Origin of the sequence: Flavobacterium sp. AJR (assembly GCF_002156885.1) — a bacterium.
Classification (GTDB): domain Bacteria; phylum Bacteroidota; class Bacteroidia; order Flavobacteriales; family Flavobacteriaceae; genus Flavobacterium.
The window spans coordinates 59338-81264 of the sequence record NZ_NCWQ01000055.1; the positions used below are offsets into that span (position 1 = coordinate 59338).

General features: G+C 30.4%; 22 protein-coding genes. 3 read left to right on the top strand and 19 right to left on the bottom strand.

The features are described from left to right. Window positions 1–80: 80 nt before the first annotated feature. Genes B8T70_RS14965 through B8T70_RS15025 form a run of 13 tightly spaced genes read right to left on the bottom strand, consistent with a single transcriptional unit; the run spans window position 81 to window position 11416 of the window. Window positions 81–1202, bottom strand: coding sequence for a type II secretion system F family protein (locus B8T70_RS14965; RefSeq protein ID WP_086895357.1), 1122 nt, complete (start codon window positions 1200–1202; stop codon window positions 81–83). Then, window positions 1202–1702, bottom strand: a complete 501-nt coding sequence (locus B8T70_RS14970) for a hypothetical protein (RefSeq protein ID WP_039115267.1) — start codon at window positions 1700–1702, stop codon at window positions 1202–1204. The genes B8T70_RS14965 and B8T70_RS14970 overlap by 1 nt, the downstream gene beginning before the upstream one ends. Next, on the bottom strand, window positions 1683–2015 hold the full coding sequence (locus tag B8T70_RS14975) for a hypothetical protein (protein ID WP_086895358.1): 333 nt from the start codon (window positions 2013–2015) through the stop codon (window positions 1683–1685). The genes B8T70_RS14970 and B8T70_RS14975 overlap by 20 nt, the downstream gene beginning before the upstream one ends. Next, on the bottom strand, window positions 1990–3201 hold the full coding sequence (locus B8T70_RS14980; protein ID WP_086895359.1) for a hypothetical protein: 1212 nt from the start codon (window positions 3199–3201) through the stop codon (window positions 1990–1992). Before B8T70_RS14980 ends, B8T70_RS14975 begins: the two co-directional genes overlap by 26 nt. A 4-nt stretch (window positions 3202–3205) precedes the next feature. Then, window positions 3206–3994 (bottom strand): toxin-antitoxin system YwqK family antitoxin, encoded by a 789-nt coding sequence (locus B8T70_RS14985; protein WP_123912115.1) that lies wholly within the window; start codon window positions 3992–3994, stop codon window positions 3206–3208. A gap of 39 nt (window positions 3995–4033) precedes the next feature. Next, window positions 4034–4540 (bottom strand): hypothetical protein, encoded by a 507-nt coding sequence (locus tag B8T70_RS14990; protein WP_039115274.1) that lies wholly within the window; start codon window positions 4538–4540, stop codon window positions 4034–4036. 3 nt (window positions 4541–4543) lie between these two features. Next, a complete protein-coding gene (locus B8T70_RS14995) occupies window positions 4544–5497 on the bottom strand; it encodes a hypothetical protein (RefSeq protein ID WP_039115275.1) in 954 nt (317 codons plus the stop codon). Then, the gene (locus tag B8T70_RS15000) at window positions 5481–6005 is read right to left on the bottom strand and encodes a hypothetical protein (RefSeq protein ID WP_086895361.1); all 525 of its coding nucleotides are present in this window, start codon (window positions 6003–6005) and stop codon (window positions 5481–5483) included. Before B8T70_RS15000 ends, B8T70_RS14995 begins: the two co-directional genes overlap by 17 nt. Next, window positions 5998–7185: a hypothetical protein gene (locus B8T70_RS15005; protein WP_039115279.1), complete on the bottom strand. Its 1188-nt coding sequence runs from the start codon at window positions 7183–7185 to the stop codon at window positions 5998–6000. Before B8T70_RS15005 ends, B8T70_RS15000 begins: the two co-directional genes overlap by 8 nt. Further along, window positions 7185–9092, bottom strand: coding sequence for a type II secretion system protein GspD (locus B8T70_RS15010; RefSeq protein ID WP_039115280.1), 1908 nt, complete (start codon window positions 9090–9092; stop codon window positions 7185–7187). Before B8T70_RS15010 ends, B8T70_RS15005 begins: the two co-directional genes overlap by 1 nt. After that, a complete protein-coding gene (locus B8T70_RS15015; protein WP_039115283.1) occupies window positions 9093–10502 on the bottom strand; it encodes a GspE/PulE family protein in 1410 nt (469 codons plus the stop codon). Further along, entirely contained in the window at window positions 10499–10975 is a 477-nt protein-coding gene (locus tag B8T70_RS23630) for a hypothetical protein (RefSeq protein WP_123912116.1), read from the bottom strand. Before B8T70_RS23630 ends, B8T70_RS15015 begins: the two co-directional genes overlap by 4 nt. Window positions 10976–10981: 6 nt before the next feature. Beyond that, the gene (locus B8T70_RS15025; protein ID WP_039115286.1) at window positions 10982–11416 is read right to left on the bottom strand and encodes a type IV pilin protein; all 435 of its coding nucleotides are present in this window, start codon (window positions 11414–11416) and stop codon (window positions 10982–10984) included. 1010 nt (window positions 11417–12426) lie between these two features. Between B8T70_RS15025 and B8T70_RS15030 the strand changes: the two genes are divergently transcribed. The 3 genes from B8T70_RS15030 to B8T70_RS15040 all read left to right on the top strand — a co-directional run bounded on the left by B8T70_RS15030 (window position 12427) and on the right by B8T70_RS15040 (window position 15913). Further along, window positions 12427–13044 (top strand): murein L,D-transpeptidase catalytic domain-containing protein, encoded by a 618-nt coding sequence (locus B8T70_RS15030; RefSeq protein ID WP_052259521.1) that lies wholly within the window; start codon window positions 12427–12429, stop codon window positions 13042–13044. 1010 nt (window positions 13045–14054) lie between these two features. Next, on the top strand, window positions 14055–14600 hold the full coding sequence (locus B8T70_RS15035; RefSeq protein ID WP_123912117.1) for a hypothetical protein: 546 nt from the start codon (window positions 14055–14057) through the stop codon (window positions 14598–14600). 515 nt (window positions 14601–15115) lie between these two features. Beyond that, complete coding sequence (locus tag B8T70_RS15040) at window positions 15116–15913, top strand: 1-acyl-sn-glycerol-3-phosphate acyltransferase (protein ID WP_039113442.1); 798 nt, start codon at window positions 15116–15118, stop codon at window positions 15911–15913. A 253-nt stretch (window positions 15914–16166) separates the two neighbouring features. Here B8T70_RS15040 and recA read toward each other — a convergent pair whose 3' ends face one another. From recA to B8T70_RS15070, 6 genes are all read right to left on the bottom strand, one after another. Continuing rightward, window positions 16167–17174 (bottom strand): recombinase RecA, encoded by a 1008-nt coding sequence (gene recA / locus B8T70_RS15045; RefSeq protein WP_039113820.1) that lies wholly within the window; start codon window positions 17172–17174, stop codon window positions 16167–16169. 161 nt (window positions 17175–17335) lie between these two features. Beyond that, window positions 17336–17845, bottom strand: coding sequence for an acyl-CoA thioesterase (locus B8T70_RS15050; RefSeq protein ID WP_039118030.1), 510 nt, complete (start codon window positions 17843–17845; stop codon window positions 17336–17338). 135 nt (window positions 17846–17980) lie between these two features. Next, window positions 17981–19147 carry a WG repeat-containing protein gene (locus B8T70_RS15055; RefSeq protein WP_086895362.1) on the bottom strand — a complete coding sequence of 389 codons (1167 nt, stop codon included), beginning with the start codon at window positions 19145–19147 and terminating at the stop codon, window positions 17981–17983. 11 nt (window positions 19148–19158) lie between these two features. Further along, window positions 19159–19821 carry a WG repeat-containing protein gene (locus tag B8T70_RS15060; RefSeq protein ID WP_052259437.1) on the bottom strand — a complete coding sequence of 221 codons (663 nt, stop codon included), beginning with the start codon at window positions 19819–19821 and terminating at the stop codon, window positions 19159–19161. A gap of 165 nt (window positions 19822–19986) precedes the next feature. Continuing rightward, a complete protein-coding gene (locus B8T70_RS15065; protein WP_039113447.1) occupies window positions 19987–20370 on the bottom strand; it encodes a DoxX family membrane protein in 384 nt (127 codons plus the stop codon). 4 nt (window positions 20371–20374) lie between these two features. After that, window positions 20375–21523: a hypothetical protein gene (locus tag B8T70_RS15070; RefSeq protein WP_039113448.1), complete on the bottom strand. Its 1149-nt coding sequence runs from the start codon at window positions 21521–21523 to the stop codon at window positions 20375–20377. Window positions 21524–21927 lie beyond the last annotated feature (404 nt).

Consider the following 21927-nt stretch of genomic DNA (forward strand, 5'->3'; position numbering starts at 1 on the left):
TATCAAACTTTCAGTTTTAGTTTTTTATAATAAATCAGGATAAAAGAGTATTATATTTTCTGTGAATAAGAGAGAAAAAATTATTTATTTATAATTTTACTTAAATCGAACATTGGAGCATACATTGATACCATAATCACTCCGACAATAACACCAATAACTATAATAATCAGTGGTTCCAAAACAACACCTATCATTTTAGTCTGGTGGTTTATCTCTTCATTATATTGCTCGGTTAAGCGCTCAAACATTGTTTCCAACTGATTAACTTGCTCAGCCACTTCGACCATAGAAATCATTTTATTTTCGAAAACAGGGTGCTTCTTTAAAGTTTCATTCAAAGATCCGCCTCTTGTAATATCTTCCTTTATTTGTACAATAGCAATTTCTATGGGATAAAAGCCAATCATTTTTGCTGTCAAAGTCAATGAATTGATTAGTGTAGTCCTCGAGGTGATTAGCAAATTCATAGCTTGGCAAAAACGGGATAAGTAAATTTTGCGAATCAAGTTTCCAAAATAGGGAATCTTTAAAAGTATATGAGTAGTAAATGATCTATAGCTATTCTTATTTTTTAATAGCATATGAATTAGTACCATACTGACCAATACGCCAATTATAAATGAAAAAATAATTCCAGAATGATTGGATATTTTTATAATAATTTGAGTACTTTGAGGGAGTTCACTACCAAATTGCTTAAAAACAGAACTAAACATAGGAACTACTTTATTGAGCATAAAATAGAGAACCAGAAACGTAACCAACATAACGATAGTAGGGTAAGTCATTACTGATATTATTTGTCTTTTCATCTGGATCTTTCGGTTAAAATATTTTTGTAGTTCTACCAGGACTTCTTCTAGTTTTCTAGTTTCTTCACCTATCTGGATGCTATAATATTCGTAGGGTGAAAATTGATTACTTTCCCGCATTGATTCATAAATGCTTTTTCCTTCTATTACATTTTCTTTTATTTCAAGAATGATTTCTTTTTCGAATTTATTACTCGATTGGTTGCATACAATTTCCAATGCTTTTTTAAAATCTACACCAGATTTTAATAGCATACCTAATTCTCTATAAAAAATCTCCTTTTTTTTATCCGATAGTTTTTTTGAAAAACCAAAAGAAGGTGATTCTATCTTAAAATTTTCCTTCTTGTTTTTTGTGACTTTGTATGTACTTAAATCGAAACTCATTATTTTTTTATTGTTTGTAATAATTCATTTGAATATACCCTTTTGTAAAATCTTAAATCCAATGGTTTTTCATTGGATTTTATTTTTAATCTTAATTTCTGAAAAACAAATTCTCCCGAATTGCTTTGTACTGTATCCATGATTATGCTATTTAGCTTAATCTGGAACGTATCTATAAATGTTTTACTATTTCTTAAAATATAATCATCGGAAAATCGATAGCTAACTTTTTCTCCCGTATACCCTTTAAAATAAATTTCGCGCTCAATAATTATCATTTTCTCTTTTTCAAAAATATCTTTATTCAAGCTATACGTCAATCGGTTCAAATCATTGATTATTTCATTTTGATTTTTAAAATCTAACATCCGTCCTGTAATAATAGAGAAAATAACAAACAGTGCTCCTATAATGATGGCTGCTATTGCCATACCTACAATAGTTTCGATAATAGAAAAAGCAGGGACAGATCTTGGGCTATTACGGATTATTTTGTACATAGAAACTTTTTTCAAACTTAAGTTGCATACTATCTTTGTATTGTATCGAAATCTTTTTTAGATTGTCGTTTATGACTTCTTCTTCTATCAAGAGATTTTCGTTTGCTATCGAATCATTTTGGATTTGTTTCAAAAAGAAGATTTCATTTACTTTGTTTTGGTTACTGTAAAACATTGTTGAGGTTTTGGTTGTGAAAACTGAAGTAAAAATTAATACTGCAAAATATAAACAGATTGAAATAATCGTCAAAGCAATAACTGATTCTAATATAGAATTGGCGGGTAGCTTATAATACTTTTTTAATGATTCCATAAGTTGTTTTCGGGGTATTAAACAAGGGGATTGAAATAAAGTAATTAGGACGTTTAGTAGTATTTATCTCTACATCACTAATCATATTGTCATAAGTCGAAGAGTTTGTTTTAAAAAAAAAGCGATTGGTATAAACTGAACCATACACATTGCTTTTGAGCATTAATTTTCCGGTGCAGTACAAATCGCCAAATAACAATCCCTCTTGATCTATTTCTATACTGTTCTTATCATTCATCTCAAGAGAATTACCAAATAAAACAATTGCTCCAGCTATTAGGCACTCTTTCTTTATTTTTATCTTAGACTCATTCTCGCTATCATTATAAACACAGATTACTGATGGATAATTTAAGACTACTTTTTCTTCGAGTTCAATTCCTTTTGTTGCAAAAGCTTGCACTGTACCTGTAAAACCTGCTTCGAAAGTTATTTTGGGCGCAATTAAAATTACATCTTCTAATATGGCATTTTTTTTAACCCGAATAGAATCTTCTGATCGTAGAATAAAATTGCCTTTAAGAATAATATTTGCCAATGTTGCATTAACCTGTATTTCTTTTGTTGCATTAAAAAAAGAATTAAAATACAAGGAATCCAGAGGTTTATCAATATCATTTAATTTTGTTTTTTCGAATTTTGTCCCTTCAAATATTTTTTTAAAATCCGAATTTATAATTGGTAATTGCGGCTCAGAAATAGTATTTTTTCCTTCAGCAAGAAGTTGGTTCTTGCTATTGTTTATGTACGATGTTTCAATAAAGGTACTTGGCAGTTGACAGTTACCGACAAGTTTTATTTTGCCCGAATAGGTGAGCGATTTTGATAAATTGCTTAGATAAATTGCCGTTTTATCAGTACCACTTGCTCCAACAAAATAAACTGAAGCTACAGTATCTTTTGCTATATATGAATTAGCAAGAACTATTGAAAAAAGCCCATAAGGTTTTGTCTCATAACTGCCTTCGATACTTGAATTTTGTTCTTTTTCTACTTCTGTGGGAACCATTTTATTACCTAAAGCAAAATTTACAACAGATTGGTTTTGAATGTACAGTTCCTCTTGTAAATTATAATACAAATTGAGCTGATTGTATAAATTAGAAAAATACAACAATGCGCCACAAATTATAGAAACAATTAAGCAGATATAAAGGGCGTATAATAAACTATGGGCTTTAATCATCTGTTTATTGCTTTGGTTTCTTGGCAAATATTTTTTTGAAAAAAGTGAGTAATTTAGAATCCTCTTTTGGTTTATTTGAGTTAGCTTGATCTTCTTTTTGGGCAATTTTCTCTTTTTCTTTCTGTTCTTTTTTAGCGTTTTGTTTTTCCTTGGCTATAGCTTTATAAGTTGCTAACTTGCTAAGGTCATTACTATATGCTGCCTTTTTTAATTCTTTTTGAGATTCTTTATTTTGGTTGTATTCTTCTTTACGTTTAAAATTTTCTGATTTGGTTAGTTTTTCTTGTTTTACAACAACAATTCCTTTCTTATAAATCAGCGTATCTTTCTTTTCAAAATCAATCCATTTTTTTGATTTGAGATTGGAGCTGTAATTTCCGCTTTCTACCAAATTTCCAGTTTCGTTATAACGGAAATATTTTCCTGATAGCAAACCATTACTCCAGCTTTGTGTAGTTGCCAAAACACCATTAGAATACCAAGTTTTCCAAATACCAACCCGAAGACCGTTCTTGAACTTGCCTTGCTCTGCTAATTGATTATTATGAAACATTTTTATAAATCTATCGTTTAGCATATCACCGGCAATACCGCCTTGGGCTCCATGAATTTGTCCGCCCTTAAACCAATAATAGGTTTTATTTTTTTTGGGTTTTATTTTTTTATCAACAGTATAAAACTCATACCTAAAATCTTTATTCGAGATTCTTTTTAAGGTATATGGATCTGAAAAAGAAACCAATGCAAAGGCGATAAATAGGAGGAGAATAAGAAGGGATGGAGTTGTTTTCAATGTGACGTTTTTAAATATTTTATAGAATAAATTATAAGCCTATTTTAAGCGGATTATTTTGGTTTCTGAATTAAAAATAACTTGAATAGAATCTTTGTATTTCTTTTTAACCATCAAGCCATTCATAGGACTATTGAGTTTTAATCTACATAGCTTTGAATCTATTTTTAGCAGAACCAGTTCTTCATTTCTTCCCTTGGATTCAATATATCCGTAATAAGTAAGATCTGGCCAGGTAATATTTGGTTTAGGTTTTGGAACTATTGAGGCTCTATTTTTTTTTGTAGTCGGGAAACCTAAATTTTGCTTTTCATCAACAGTAGTACCACTCAGTAATTGTTTGTTAAGAAACGGGTCATGCTTTATTTTATCTAATTCAAAAGTGTCTTTGTTTACTTGATGAAAAACAAAATCGTTATTTGAGTTTTGCCTTTTAAGCACTGTTTCGTTAAAAAAAAAGGATCCATTAATGCTTTTATATATCACAGTTCCCCATAGTACTAAAACTATGAGAATAAGAATTATATTTATTTTCTTCTTTACCATATTTTAATTTAGAGAAAACTTGAAACTAGTGCTATTAATTCCAATATTTCCTGCGGTATCTATCGCTTTCACTCTCCAATAATATTGTGCGTTATTCGAAAAAGTTTCTTGAAATGTTGTTGATGAGCTATTTTTAGTTTCAATAATTGTTGTAAAATCGGCATCATTTGAAAATTCTATTACATAAGAAATAGGCGATTTTTCATTACCTGTGTCGGCAGCAATACTCCAAGAAAAATTAATCGTTGAGCTAGCCGTTAGGCTTGCGTTATCTTTAGGTTCAATATTTTTAGGTTGATTAGGAGGAGTCGTATCGATACTAAATTTTCGAGTCGAATATTGTTTCGTTTCAGTATCTAAATTTTGAGCTTTTACTCTCCATTGGTAATTTCCATCCACTAAATTAGGTACATCAATAGTTATAGATGTTTCTGTTAAATCATCTTTGCTATAGATTACCTGATTGGTTACTGTATTTAATAGTTTAATAGAATAACTTGTAGCATTGTCCAGCGATTCCCAACTTAAAGGAACATTAACAAAATTTATAAATTTATTATTCTCAGGACTTAGCAAAATCACTTGTTGATTGGTTAAATCATCAGGTATTATTGTTGAAAAAGGAGATGGGAAAGAATAGATTGACTCATACGCAAAATTTTCGGCTCTTACTCTCCAAATATAATTTCCAGATTTTAAAGGCAATGTGATATTTGTTCTGGTTGTTAATGAATCGAGCAATAATATTTGATTGGACTCGAATATTTGAATACGGTATGTATCTGCTCCTTTTATATTGTTCCATACAAAATTCACAACATTACTTTCTATTATAGTTTCACTTGCGGGAGAATTAATTTGGATTGTATCATCACTAATGTCTTTTTCAAGAATATCGTCGCATGAATACATTAGAATCACTAAGAGTAGTAGTATTGTTTTATTTATTGTTTTCATAATTTTGAAATGTCATTTTTAAATGTAGGACTTCAGTTTTGTTATTATTTTTTATGGTGTAAAATTTCATGCTAATTATTCTTGAAAGCGTATACTTTTTTTCAAAATCGTAAGCTAATTTCAGGAGTTGATTACTATTTCCTGTTACATCTAATTGATTGGTGATAACACGATAATCATCTTCTGGAAAATCATGAATAGGCTGTAAATCACTAATAGAGATTTCGGGCGAATTTTTTGCCGCAAAACTCACGATACCTTGTTGTACCATTTCTTTGGTGATTCCATCTTTGCCAATTATTTGATCCAAATAAGCAACATCTTTGGTCAAACCATCCGTGCTCATTGCTTTTTTATTGATATCGGCTGCTTTTTTTGATAGTGCCTTGTATTCTGTAATTACTTCAAATAAAGGATGAAATGATCTTTTGTAAGCTGTAATTGATATTATTAAAAAAAGAAATAGCAAGGCGTAAACTTTTTGTTTGTACGAATATTTTTCAAACATTTTTTAGCGTAATTTTTATTTCGAATATGGACTTATTTTTTTTGTCTTTTTTTAAACTTATAATTTCAAAACGTTGCAACCAATTCATTTTCTTCAACCCTTCTAGCCAATTATTAAATGTGACTTCCTCAAAAGTCTCCCCTTTAATTAAGATAGTCCTATTTTCAAATAATACTTTTTTATCTTCTTTGTACCCTTCTTTTATCGGAATGATATTTAATTCATTTAAGGAGATAGCAATGGGTATTGTTTTAATGATTTGATATGCATAAAAGGAAAGAAATTTAGAAGACAGCACTCCAGATTCTTTCAGAACTTTCAATTTTTTTTCTTTCTGTTTTTCTAAATCTAATATCAATTGATAGGACTGATCGGAATATACAGTTTGCAGGTTGAGTTCTGCATTTCTAGCTCCATAGTACCGAATCAAGGAATAACTCATTAATAGAGTGCTTAGAAATCCCACAAGTATTGTTATTCCAAAAAAATGAAATGCTTTTTTATAAATTAATCCTTCACTTTTTAAAGAAATGTCGATAGTTTTTGAAACTTCATCTGGCTTAACAAAATAATGTATGACAACTCCATATAACGGCAAAAAATCACTCAAAAGATTTTCGTTTCCAATTTTATATGATTTGCTTTTTAATATTTCATTTTGTTTAGTAAAACCTATTAGCCTTTCTTTTTGGAACTTTAAACATAAATCTGCCGAAATTAATTGTTCGTTTTCTACTACATTATATAACAGTGCGCCCAAAAAAGAACCTACATAAACATCCAAAACTTGAAATCCATTTTCTCGAAATTTGATAAGAGTTTCATCAACGATGTTTTTTCTGCAAAAACTTATAAAATTCGACTTTAGTCCCTTTAAATCAGTGTAGCATATTGCGTTAAAATCGATGTTTTTTTGCCAATTTATATCAGCTTCATTATCAAAATCAATTTCTTTATTTAAAACTCCTTTTCCATCAATGACGATTAAAAGAGGTTTCCTTTTATCTGTTTTTGTTGTTAATTCTTCAAAAGATTCAAATGTGTTTGTAGCAAGAATGGTAATCTTGTTTGCCTTTTTTTTAATGGAAAGCAAATTATAGATTTCACAATCGTCTTTTTTAATTACGCCAACAACATTTATATCGTTTAGCTTTATAAGTTTAGATAGTATCGCTAGCATTAATATATAACTGTAGGTTTAATAAAAATATGAAGTTTAGAGTCGTTTTTACCTTTCTTTCTGCTACTGAAAAACCATTTTAGGATTGGAACTCTTGACAATAAGGGAGTACCCGAACCAGAGTTTTCTTTTTTTAATTCATCTAAACCGCCTAATAAAATCATCTCACCGTTTTTGACCCTTACCAGTGATTCAAATTTTTGAGTGGCTTTTCCAGGAGGAGCATCTTCACCGGCTCTTGCCAGGAAAGAACTCTTTTCGACAGCAATGGTTAGCGTTACATTTTCATCAGTAGAGACATAAGGTTTTATGGCTACACTTAGATTTGCATCTGTTGATTTCCATGTTCCTGAGTTTAAAATGTCATTACCAATGCTATTGTTTATTAATCGATTGCTTTGTTCAAAGTAATAACTTGTTTCTCCAATAGACAGTTTTGCTTCATGTCCGCTTATGGTAGCTATTTTAGGGGTTGACTCTATTTTTAAAACAGAATTATTTTCTAATAGTTTTAGATTCAAATAAAAAGATTCGGTTACTTTTCCGATTTTAAATAGCCCAAAGCCATTAAAAGCGTTTATCAAACTGTTTACAGAAGATCCATTTAAAGTTACATCAGAACTGGGAAATAACACGCCACTTGTTTTGGTGGCGTTTATTTTGTCTAAACCTGCTTTTATTCCAGTTTGGATATCATATGATTTATTATACTGTACAATAATTACTTCAATTTGAACCATTGGCACTACTTTGTCAATTTGCTTGATATATACTTTTAATTCCTCTAGAATAGATCTTGAACCTGAAACAATTAACCCATTTAATTCAACAAATTCTTTTATTTCTAATTTCTCTGAGAATACTTTTGGGAGTGTATTGATTACCGACTCAATTGATCGATTTTCTAACTGAATCATCTCGGTAATCCTTAATCCTTCTGTGGCTTCTTCTCCAATTAAGTAAAAATGACCTTGCTTTTTATACGTATATTTTTTCCCTCTAAATATATGTTCCAGTAATTCATCAAATGTGATATTTGTGGCAGATAGTGTTGTTTTCTCATTTTCGGGTTTATTGTATAAAAAATAATTTATATGCAATTTTTCTGCAGCCTCAGTTAATAAATCTGATGCATCTGCGATATAGGCATTTATCTCTAGAAAGCCTTTTTTATTTATATTCACATCGTAGTAACCAGGAACGCCACTACTAACTCTCGCTTGTTTTGATTTTTGGCTACTATTTGTAATAGCATTCGCTGTAGGGGAAGTATTCTTTTCTAGATAATAAAATCCATTATCATCCTTAGTGACTAATAGATCATTTGATTTTGACATCATTTCTATGACCTGATCAAATGGGCGATTTAAAATATAAGAAGAAATTTTCAGGGTTTTTACATCTTGTGCTACTATTAAATTTTTGCCCGATTTATCGATAATTGCTTTTGCAATTGCAGGCAATGAGTCATTTTCTAGTTTTACAGATAAAAAATCATTCTGAGCATTATAAGTTACGTCTATAATCTTGGGTGTTTTTTTTTCGGGAATTACTACAGTTTTTCTTTTTTTGAAAACAATAATATTATTCATAAAAGTAACCTCCAAGTCATATTTCTGAGCAATATGAATAAAGACATCTTTTACCGTTACATCAAAGAAATTGTGAGCTATAGGTTGATTAAGTTCCACATCCACATCTACATTCAATTGATGCTCTTCGGCTATAGAAGAAATAAAATTATGCAATGTTAATCCAGAAACATCAATTTTAATAACTTGGTTTAATCCTTTTTTTTGCAAGGATAATTCATCAAATTTCCTATTTAATTCGCTTATGTCTTGTTGTGCTGCTATACTTGTTGTAAAAAATAACGCAGTTAGTATGTAAATAACCTGTTTGAGCATTTATATGTTTATTAAAATTGAATATATTTCTTCCAGAGAAGTTTCTCCCATTGCTAAAATCTTAAATGCTTTATCAGAAAGTGATTTGTAATTTTTATCCTTACTAAATAATTCTGTAATGGTATTATTTTTAATTGCCTCAATGATGTTATTATCAATGTTCAGAATCTCGTAAATAGCTTTTCTTCCTTTATAACCAGTATGGAAACAACTATTACAGCCCACTGGTTTGTAATAAGATAAAATGTCATAAGGGAATTTAAAATTCAATGGAAAATCTTTAGGGTTGCAACTGGCTTCTTTTTTGCAATTATCGCAAAGCTTCCTTACGAGTCGTTGTGCGACAGAAAGATTTAGGGTCTCGGCAATTAGATAGGAGGGAACCCCCATGTCGATTAGTCTGGAAATTGTTCCTATTGCCGAATTAGTATGGATAGTTGATAAAACCAAATGGCCTGTTAATGATGCTCGAATTGCCATAATAGCTGTTTCGGAATCACGGATTTCTCCTAGCATGATTACATCGGGGTCCTGACGTAAAAATGATTTTAATGCTGAAGAAAAGGTTAGTCCAATATCTTCTTTTAGTTGTACTTGATTGATTCCTCTTAATGTATATTCAATAGGGTCTTCGACTGTCACAATGTTTCTTCGAGTTTCATTAAGTAACTTTAATGTAGCATATAGCGTTGTTGTTTTTCCCGAACCTGTTGGTCCGCTTATAAGGATAATTCCATTAGGCTTTTTTACCGCTTCAAGATAATTTTCTAATTCTTCTTTTTGCAGGCCCAATACATTTAAATCAATATCTGAGGCATCTTGACCTAAGAGGCGCATTACTATTTTTTCGCCAAATAATGTAGGTAAAATAGAAATCCTGATATCAAACGAATCATTGGTAATCCTTCCATCTTGAGGAAGTCTTTTCTCTGTTATATTTAATTTGGCTTGAATTTTAATTTTATTAACGAGCTCCAGGTAGTTATCACTTTCTATTTTATAGCGTTCAATTAATTGCCCATCTATTCTAAAACGAATGCGAGAGGAATCTTCATAAACTTCAAAATGAATATCACTACATTTTAATGACTTTGCTTCAATTAATAAATTCTCAAGAAAGTCTCCCTTATCTAGATTTAGAGACTTATTAGAATTTAAAGCTCTTTCTTTTCGATAATAAATAGATAATGCCTTTTCAATTTCTATTGAATCTATGGGATGTAAAACAATACTTTTTCCTAAAAAAAGTTCTAATTCTTCTTTGATATCCACTCCATTATTGGAATTATCAACATATAATTCCAATGTATTTTCAAATATATATTTAGGTACTATACGGTATTGATTGGCAAGATCATTAGTTACAACATACAGAATTTCGGGAAGGATTGTGATATCTTGTATTATCATAACAAAGAGATTTTTTGAAAGAATAAAAAATATTCTTTTAAAAGGACAAGACATAATAACAATGCCGAAAAACCAGCTAAAGGAACTGTTTCTTCTTTAATATACTTCCTTAAGGCAAGTTGTAAAATAATAGCAAACAACATAGAAAGAACAAAGAACAAAATATAATTTTCAACTAGAAATAATGGGGTAATGGCGATATAAAACAATAAATCCCCCAATCCAAAATAGTGATGAAATGGATTTAGAATTTTTTTAGATTTTATAGCCATGTATACTACTAAGACACTAAGTGTAGTAAAAAAGAAACAGGAGTTCAAAAGGATTATTTTCCATAAAGCATGACTCCTTAGAGGACTTTTAAAAAATGATACAGAGAAAATCACTACAGGTAAAATAAGGTGTATTTTTCGGCACTTCCAATCTTGCGCAAAAACAGCACTTAGAGCAAACAACAAAACTATCAAAGCCATTTTAATTTATTCTTTCGTTATTTCGATTAGTATTTTTTTGCTGTTTATTTCCCAGGTATTAAAACTACCATCGCCATCCAAGTCAGAAGTAGCTGTGGCCCTAGCTAAAAAAGAATCGTTCGAAGCTTCCAATATCTCTATTTTATAAACAGCTTGGCCACCTTCATCAACTGTTTTTTCAGGTTCAAAACCAATTTCTTCTAAACTGCTGGAATATTTTGAATGTCTATAGAAGTAACTTTTCTCAAGCCCATAAACCTGATTTAGCATTGCTTGGGCCTCAATCGCTTTTGCTTGACCTATTACAGAGGTCTGGTTTGGCAACACCATAAGCAATAGTATGCCAATTATACATAACACAATTAAAATCTCAGTTAAAGAGTAAGCTTTAACAGTTGATTTTTTAATTACTTGATAGTACTTCTTACTCTTATTTGACATTTACATCTTATTTATTTGATAGCTAATTATATTAAAAACCATTTTTTTTTATTTTTAATAAGTCGTCTTGATTAAATCATTAACGATTGCAATTATAGGGTACATACACTCAAGAGTAGGTTAAAATAAATTGATAAATCACGATAATAAGGTATTTATTTGATTCTAATTATTTTATTTGAAGCAGCATGAAAGATGGTATATAGCCTCTGAAAGGAGAAGTATAAATTCGGAGGAGAGAAATGACGGGTCTTTTTTTGCTTTAATTATTTTAACACCAAAAGTTTTGAATCATTTAAGTTTTTTTAGGGAAGCTTTAGACTTTTTTGTATAGCATTCTAATTGAGGGGGATCTCCAATTATTTTTTGCAGGGATCTACTGGGGTAATTTTAAAAATCCTAATCATGGGAAGTTTCTCAGCGTTTTTCTCTGATGAATTGATATTGCGTCGGTGTTTTCATTACCACCAATTTTATTTGAGTTACAGATTAAGTCAATTTGAGTGCAGTGGTAGATACGACCTTTAGGATTCATCTCTTTTTGTTCCTTCAAAACGTTAAGTAAAATGTTTTTGCTGGTAGGGAAAATAGATATTAAAGTAGAGTATGAGTATTTGAAGTTAATATAGAAATATCTTTTGCTACATGAAATACATTGTCAACTGCCACACATGATGACAACAGAAATCCTAAATTAAAAAAGTATTACTTCTGAATTTTTTCATACTCTTAAAATTAGTTAGAGAGTATTGACTTTTATGACAAAGAAGGGAGTTGTTCTATCTATAAGTTAGTTAATCTGATGCAAAAAACAATAGGTTGTGTATGTAATGTATTGTTTGTCTTTTTATTATGTTATTGCAAAAGTCTTAATTTGTTATTTTATGGTTTTATTTTGTTTATTTAGACTGTTTACTATGACTAATTTTGCAAATGTAAATTTTAGTTTGCGATTGTCTAAATAGTATTCGTAAACCCAAATTTATTTTTTATGATAGAAAATATATTTTATGAAGGGATTTTATTTATTAGTTCATTTTTTGCTAAGTTTTGTTGTGAATGCAAATGTATTAACAAATGCAAATGAATACAGAAGAGATACCATACCTACAAATGCTGAAATGGTAAGGATTGAGAATCAGATAGAAGAGGTGAGGGAAATAATAAAGACTAATGTGCATTATAATGCAAAAATTGCCTTTTTTGTTGATATGCAAATAAAATCTGGTAAGTTTCGATTTTTTGTGTACGATTTAATTAAAGGTGAGGTTATAGATAAGGGGCTTGTCGCACATGGATCTGGATCTGAAACTAACATTAAAGGAAATTTAAAATTTAGTAACGAACCCAATTCACGATCTACCTCTTTGGGAAGGTATTCTATTGGTAAATCTTATAAGGGAATGTTCGGGAAAGCATATAAATTATCGGGTTTAGATGCTACGAATAATAATGCTGAGAAGAGAGCAATAGTTTTACATTCTTATTCTGCAGTTCCTTCTCAAGAGCAGGATTACTATATATCAAATAGTCAAGGTTGTCCAATGATTAATGAAGATTTCTTTAAGAGATTAGAAAAAATCATTGATTCTTCAAAATCAAAAATAATTTTAAATATCTATTATTGAAATATTTAGAATACGATTAAAGATACTTCTTATAGTTTAGTCGCATAAAGAGAATGATAGATAATTTGGTGAATACAGGATAGTAGCGAAAGTTTGTGGTTGGTGGTCTGTTGCATTCTTTTGGCAAGTGTTCCATCATCAAGCTGACTTTTCCCTCTCTTGATATTTTCCGTACATGTGTCCAATTCTTTGTGGCATGAATAGTGTTGCAATATTTGATGCTTAGCTCTATAGTTATGAGCTTGAATCCTAAAGTGTACCATTGCCTTGGTTTTTTTGCATTTTTTTAAATATTAAAATCGGGTGTACTTGTATCCACTTTTAGGTATGAACTCTACCTAAAAACAAATTCGTTTTTCAGGTATTTTTTTTACTAAAACGATTATGGTTTTGAATTAAATCTCTTTTCATATAAATGAAAAAACTGTGTCATTCTTGATTTATTTAAAAAAGTTTTTATATGTACGTGTCTTTTTGTGTTGTTATTATGATTTGTAGTAGTAGTCCTCTTAAGTGGTATCACAATAATTTTGCGTAATATTTATAATTTTTTTGAAAGGATAAACTTTTATATATGCTATTTTGGTTTGTATGTTTAACAAAACATGTGCGTTAGTTCATTACATTTTAATAATGATAAAAGTGTGCTTCTATCGGATTGTTTTAATTTATAAAGAATAAAACTGTTATAGATTAAAATTGCACTTTAATAAAAGACATGAAAGTCTAACAGAATAGTCAAGAAATTTTTTTCTGTTTCAAAAGGAGTTTCAAAACTTCACAATTATTTTCAGAAAACTTTTTGTTAAACAAAAGGAGAAATATGATTTATTTTAATGCAATAAATTATTTGGCGATAAAACTTAATGGCTTGTAAGAGAATCAATTTTACTTTGTATAAAAGCAATTGAATCCTCTGATATTGGAGCTTTAAAATTATATTCTAGCCAGAACTAAAGAAAAATTAATAAAAAACGGAATACTTTATTATAAAAAAAAATAACTAAATAATGAGAATCCTTGTCAGTATCTTTATAATGTTTTTTATTTCCTGTGAAAAAAAGAACAATGAACTTAGTTTTAAGGGACATGAATATATTTCAATGGCAGAAATCAAGAAGAAATCCCCGCCTTTAAGACTTCTTGATTCATTGAAAAAAAAATATATGGATACTGTCGATAGGGAGGATATACCTGTTAAAATTTTATCCGCAAAATTGCTTAAAAACGAATATTCAAATTTTAGAGATATCCATCTTGTTTTTAAAAACATATCTAAAAAGGATGTTCAAGCAGTTAAAATTCAGTGGTTTAGTGTTAATAGTCTTGAGGAGCCATCAAATTTGAGATATTTTTTTGTCCGTGGTGAAAGTTGCGGACTCAGTGTTAAACTATTAAAACGAAGTATGGTATCAAAAGTCACATTTGAAGAATTTTCAAGTGACGCTAATCGTGTTATAAAAGCAAGGGCATATGAGGTAATCTTTTCTGACGGAACGGTATGGTCACTTAAAAATCAGGAATATCTAGATGCTTATTTAATTAAAAGTTATTGAAAATATTTTTTAATATTATTCTGTATGGGTAAAGAGGTTCCGATATTTTTGTTTTAATCCTAGTAATATAAAGCTTGCGTTTTGTCATTTATTCTTTTAGGTTTTTATAATTTAAAAATTTGGTTCTGTCGCATCTGGGAATAACTTTTATCTTTAGAATTTTAAAGCGATCAAAAAATGAATACTAGAGGTCATTGTTATCCAAAATACATTTAATCTTTATAATCTGTGGCTAGAAACTTTGCGACAGGAACACGGATGAAACTGATTCGCTAAGGCGAAAACACGGATAAAAAACTGATTTTCAATCTATATTTTTAAAAAATCCTTTTTTTATCCGCGTCTTTACTTTTGTAAATCCGTTTTATCTGCGTTCTTTTCGTAACTTTTTTAAGCAAAAAATTTGTAAAATCCTTTGCGGACTTTGCGTAAAACTTTGCGCTCTTTGCGTTTAATTTCTTGGCATGTAAATTCTTTTTTGCAAAATTCATTTCTCTTTTATTACTTTTGAATCTATGAAAGGATTTAAAATTGTTTTTTGGGTTATTTGGCGTGTTTGGTTTTATGTTTTAATGGCCATCCCGATATTGGTAATGTTTCCGTTTTTAGTACTATCGATTCTTACCGAAAGTGGCTATCCCTATTTCTTTAAAATGGCAAGAATTTGGGCAAAATTTATCCTTTTCGGAATGGGGTTTTACTACAAAGTAGAGAAGGAGCAAGCTTTAGATCCTAATAAAAGCTACATGATTGTGGCTAATCATACCTCGATGACTGACATTATGCTAACGTTGGCTATTATTAAAAACCCTTTCGTTTTTGTTGGAAAAAAAGAACTTTCGAAGATTCCATTGTTTGGATTTTTCTACAAAAGAACTTGTATTCTAGTTGATAGAAAATCGTCTAAAAGTAAAATGGATGTTTTTAACCGAGCTCAAAAGCGTTTGAGTCAAGGTTTGAGCATTTGTATTTTTCCTGAAGGTGGAGTTCCAGATGATGAATCGATTGTTTTGGACGAGTTTAAAGATGGCGCTTTTCGTTTAGCAGTTGAGCACCATATTCCGATTGTTCCGATTACTTATGCGGATAATAAAAAGCGATTTTCGTATACATTTTTTAGCGGAAGCCCAGGAAAAATGAGAGTAAAAATTCACTCGTTTATAGAAACAGCAAATCTGAATCCAGAAGACAGAAAAGACCTTCGTGATCAGGTAAGACAGCTGATTTATAAGCAATTGTTAGTGTTTCGCAAAGACAAAATCTTTCAGGAAGATATTGTTTTGCAAAAACAAGAGTCAAGCGTTAATTCTTAAAAAGTAAATTTTGCCTTATCGATGAATGATTTTTTTCGAAATAAAATTCATTACAATTCTTAATTTTCTTTTTGTTATCCAGTGATTTTGGAATAACGTTTCCAGTTTCTTCTTCATCTTTTATGTTTTAAAAATTCATAACAATGAGCCTTTTTAAGGCTTAAAAACTACTATTCTTTGTATAGATGTGATTTATAGAAAAAGGTTGCGTAAAAAGCACAAAAAAACCCGAATTATATTCGGGTTTTATATTTTAGGCGCTTGCCAATTCTTTGATATGTGCTTTAATCTTAACTTCTAGCTCTTCTGCCAATTCAGGATTGTCTTTAATTAGCGATTTTACTGCGTCACGACCTTGTCCTAATTTTGTTTCACCGTAGCTAAACCATGAACCTGCTTTTTTAACGATTTCAAATTCAACAGCTAAATCTAAAATTTCTCCTGTTTTAGAAACTCCTTCTCCGTACATAATGTCGAATTCGGCAGTTTTAAAAGGTGGAGCAACTTTGTTTTTAACGATTTTTACTTTGGTCCTGTTACCAATTACGTTATCACCGTCTTTAATTTGAGATGAACGACGAATATCGATACGTACAGAAGCATAGAATTTTAATGCATTACCACCCGTTGTAGTTTCTGGATTTCCGAACATTACACCAATTTTCTCTCTCAATTGGTTAATGAAGAATACAGTACAATTTGTTTTGCTAATTGTTCCTGTAAGTTTACGAAGTGCCTGAGACATTAAACGTGCATGAAGACCCATTTTAGAATCTCCCATTTCTCCTTCAATCTCACTTTTTGGTGTTAAAGCAGCAACAGAGTCAATTACCACAATATCAATTGCTCCAGAACGAATTAAGTTCTCTGCAATCTCTAGTGCTTGTTCTCCATTGTCTGGTTGAGAAATAATTAGGTTCTCGATATCGATTCCTAATTTTTCAGCATAGTTTCTATCAAAAGCATGCTCAGCATCAATAAATGCAGCAATTCCACCCGCTTTTTGAGCTTCGGCAATAGCATGTAATGTTAATGTCGTTTTACCAGAAGATTCTGGTCCGTATATTTCGATAATTCTTCCTTTTGGGTAACCGTTTACTCCTAAGGCTAAATCTACTCCTAATGATCCTGATGAAATTGTTTCTACTTCAACAATGGCTTTATCGCCCATTTTCATCACGGTTCCTTTTCCGTAAGTCTTATCAAGTTTATCAAGCGTAAGTTGTAGCGCTTTTAATTTGGCTTCTTTCTCTGAACTCATCTTTTCTTTTTCTTTCATCTAAATTGTTATAACTCTTTTATATAAAATCAATAAAGGATTAACTTCTTGATTTGATTTGTATTGGCATGTAATCGACGTAAAAATACTTCTTTTTTTTGAAGTTGCAACGGGATTTATTTTCTCTTTAAGAGATTGTTTTTTTATAAAAATAACGCTCTAAGTTCTGTTGCTTCTTCTGGTTTTATTTTTCCAGCCAATAGTAAACTTAGTTGTTTACGACGTAATGCAGCTTCATAACGTTGTTTTTCAAGGTCAGTTTCAGGGTCAATTGGTGGTACTTCTACCGGTCTTCCTGTGTCATCTACTGCTACAAATGTGTAAATGGCTTCGTTAGCTTTTGTACGAAATCCCGATTCGCGATCTTCAACCCAAACGTCGATAAATATCTCCATAGAACTTTTAAAAGATCTGGACACTTTTGCTTCAATTGTTACAACAGCACCCAGGGGAATTGCTCTGTTAAAAGCCACGTGATTTACAGAAGCTGTAACTACAATTCGGCGTGAATGTCTTCGGGCAGCAATACTTGCAGCACGATCCATTCTGGCCAATAATTCGCCACCAAATAGATTGTTTAAGGGATTTGTTTCGCTTGGTAAAACTAAATCGGTTAATATTGTTAAAGATTCTGAAGGATGTTTAGGTTTCATTTAATTGTTATGTTGTTGATTTTTAATATTTTAATAATTAAAACATTAAAATGTATTATTTGGCTCAAATGTAATCAATAATTAGATTTCTTAGAATGTTAGTCTTCTTAGATTTTTGATAAATTATTTAAAGCTTTAATCTATTCGTTCTCCTTTGATGTTCAAATAAAATGTTTCGCCGTTAAGTTCTACTTCTGTTCTTTCTCCGCAATAGCATGTCATAGAATCGTATTTAAAAGGAATTATAGTTTGTCCTTTTTTATTGATTAATCCCCATTTATTATTAATACTTGCAGAAGTATATTCGCCATCAAAAGCAAAGATTGAATCATATTTTAAAGGAATAATTTCTTTACCTGTTACATCGATGTATCCTACTTTTTCTTTAAGAATAACTTGTGCAATATTCCCTTCCAGAGCGAATATTTTATCATATTTAGGAGGAACTACTTCTTTACCTTTTGCATTCATTAACCCCCATTTGTTGTTTGTAACTATTATTGCAAAACCATTCGTAAAATCAAAGGCATCATCGTATTTTAGAGATACAACTTCTTTTCCTGTTTGGTCAACAAATCCAGTTTTGTTGTTTAAAGTTACTAATGAAAAACCACCTTCAGACCCATAAACTTTATCATATTTTATAGGAGTTATTTCTTTTCCGTTTGTATCAATTAAACCTTGTTTTTCATTAATAACCACAATTGCTAAACCATTATGATAGGCAAAAATCTGATCGTATTTTGGTGCTACAATTTGTTTTCCAGCTTCATTTACGGTACCATATTTAGAACCTTGTTTTACAGCAAAAAAGCCTTCTTCGGGAGCTAAAACTTCGTCGTATGTTGGAACTAGTATTTCTTTGGCGTTTAAATCGATAAATCCATATTTATTATTAAGAACTGTAATGAAATAACCCGAGTCTGGAGCAAATATTCTATCATATTTAGGCGCTAAAATTTCTTTTCCTGTATTGTTTACAATACCCGATTTATTGTTTTTAACTACAATAAAAAGTCCTTCTTTTGGAGCAAATATATCATCATATTTAGGCGCTAGTATTTCTTTTCCTGTTCCATCAATAAAGCCCTGTTTTTTATTTTTAACGACGATAAAGAAACCTTCTTCTGGCGCAAACATCTTATCATATTTTGGAGCCAGGATATAGTTTCCTTCTTCATCTATTAATCCCCATTTATCTGTAACAGGATCTGAATAAGCTTCTTGTGCAATAGTTTTTCCTTGAGTTATTAATGCTAATAATAATAAGAATATGGTTTTGTTTAATTTTAGATGTTTCATAAAATGAGATTTCAATTTTTAGAAGTACGTTCTCCTTTTGAGTTAATATAAAATGTTTTTCCGTTTAGTTTTACTTCTGCGATACCCTTATTAAACGGCGTTACTCCGTCATATTTTAATGGGATAACTTCTTTGCCAGTTTGGTCGATAAATCCCCATTTTTTGTTAAGAAGTACTAACGTAAGACCGTCACTTAACCAACCAATATTATCATATTTTATGGGAGTTATTTCTTTTCCGGTTTTATCGATTAGTCCGTATTTGTTGTTAATGATTACATTGGCTTGACCTTTATTAAAAAAGCCTGTATCATCGTATTTTAGAGATGTTATTTCTTTGCCATTTTGGTCGATGAATCCCCATTTGTTATCAAGGGAAACTGATGAAAATCCTTCTTCAAAGGGGGTTACCATGGTGTATTTTAGGGGTGTTATTTCGTTTCCTTTTTCGTCTATAAATCCCCATTTATAATCTAGTACTATTGGTGCGAAACCTTCATCAAATGAATAAATAGCATCATATTTTGGTGAACAAATAACAATTCCTTTTTCGTTTTTTAGTCCGTACTTATCTTGTATAGAATCTATAAATACTTCTTGGCCAAATGATTTTCCTTGAAATGAGAATATCAAAAAAAGATAAAAAATGTGTTTGCTCAATTTTAAATGATTCATAAATTTTAAATTTCAGGTATTTGTTTCTCGACTAGAAATTCTGATAATCATCTAGTTAGTTAGAAACAAATAGTTGTTCACCAGATGTTATATCAAGTAACATTTGGCTTAAAAAAATGGTTAAAACAGGGAAGTTTGTTTTATAAATCTATTGAACTATTTTTCTTAGTTTAACCAATAAACGCCAATAACAGCAGGAATGAAATAAATTGCAATTGTTCTTGCACCATCATAATCCTTTGCCAATCGTTGTCCAAAAAGTAACATTATTAGTGTAATACAAGAAAAAATTGCGCCGTAGAATCCAAATTCTCTTCCGCTGTTTAAGAATAATTGTATTGAACCAACGATACATAAAATTCCTGAAATTAATTCTAAAACCAAAATATTAAATAAGGCAAGTGGTACTTGGTTCTTAAGTTGTGTTTGGGAAAAATGTCCCTTTAGCCAACTTACATTATCTTTCCAATAAAATATTTTGTCGTAAGCAGATTGAATAAATGTAACAGCTAAAAATACTAAAATTAGTATGGAGGCAATATTGTTCATCTTTTTATTTTTTATGAATTAAACGTGTTAGTTTTATGGATAAATCGGTTAAAATAATTTTTGCATTTCCGTTACGCTCAATATGATACATCGCATCAGAAAGCTCTTTGAATATATCGTTTATGTTGTTTCCATTTACAAATGGAGCAAAATTCTCTAGTTTAAACTTCTCTACTTTTGGTTCCATATATACCAAACTCGGTGCTTGATAATTAAGCAAAAGTGCCTGACGAAACATCTCTATACAAAATTCTAAAAATTTCTTCTGGCTTTCTCTTCCTAATCCTGCAATTTGCTCGCTCCAAACTATTAAATCCTGAATAGCTGCTGCATTTCCTTTGGCTTTAAATGCGGCACGAACCCAAGTAACAAACCATTGTTCAAATGGATATTCATCATCATCATTTCTTAGTAAATGCAAGGCTTTGTTGAAATTTCCTTGTGCTTGATGTGCTATTTTTAATGCGGCATTGGTTTCTATATTTTGTTTAGCAACTAATGCATCGGCAATTATTTTTTCGCTTAATCCATTAAAATGAAGTACTTGACAACGTGATCGTATAGTCTGAATAATTGATTCTTCGTTTTCTGATATTAAAATAAACATCGTTTTATCAGATGGTTCTTCTAATAATTTCAAAAGCTTGTTGGATGCAGCGATATTCATTTTATCTGCCATCCATATAATCATGATTTTATAACCACCTTCATAAGATTTTAATGAAAGTGATTTTAAAACTTCCTGAGCATCTTCTACCCGAATTTCTCCTTGTTTGTTTTGTACGCCAAGAATTTTATACCAATCAAATAATCCACCATAAGGAGTTTCCTGAATGAAATTACGCCAATCCTGAATAAAATCTAAACTCTTGGGTTTAGTTTTTACATCTTCGGTTGTTACGGTTGGATATATAAAATGTAAGTCGGGATGGGATATAGACTGAAACTTTAAGTTACAGGAAGCATTCCCATTTTCATTATCTGATCCAGAATTGCCACACAATATATATTGTGCGTATGCGATAGCCGCGGGTAAAGTTCCGGAGCCCTCTGGACCTATAAATAATTGTGCATGAGGGATCCTACCCGAAGAAGCACTTTTTATTAAGTGGTTTTTAATGTAATCTTGTCCTAAAATTTCAGAAAATAGCATGAAGCAAAGATAGTAGAAAATGATTTAGTCAAAAATTTTCAGAAATAAAGTTTGATGTCAATCTTGGCTCGATAGTGTTCTTAAATTTAAAATCTAAAAAGACAGGAATGATCCATTTAATAGTTTTAAACATTGTTTTGGTATTTTTAGTTAATTTCTTTTTAAGGAAAATAAAAAATTAACAAAAAATCCCAGATTGGGTGTTTTATCAAATATATATTAACATTTTCTTGTTAATATCATTTTGGCTTAATTGAAAAAGGTAAGGTTTTTTTTAGTAATTAAAATATTAACATGTTGATAATTAGTCTACTAAAATAGCCTTATCTCCTACAAAACTGTTTTTTTTAAACTGTCAAAAAAAATCGACAAAGAAGCGTATTTTGTCGTTTAATAGCCTTTTT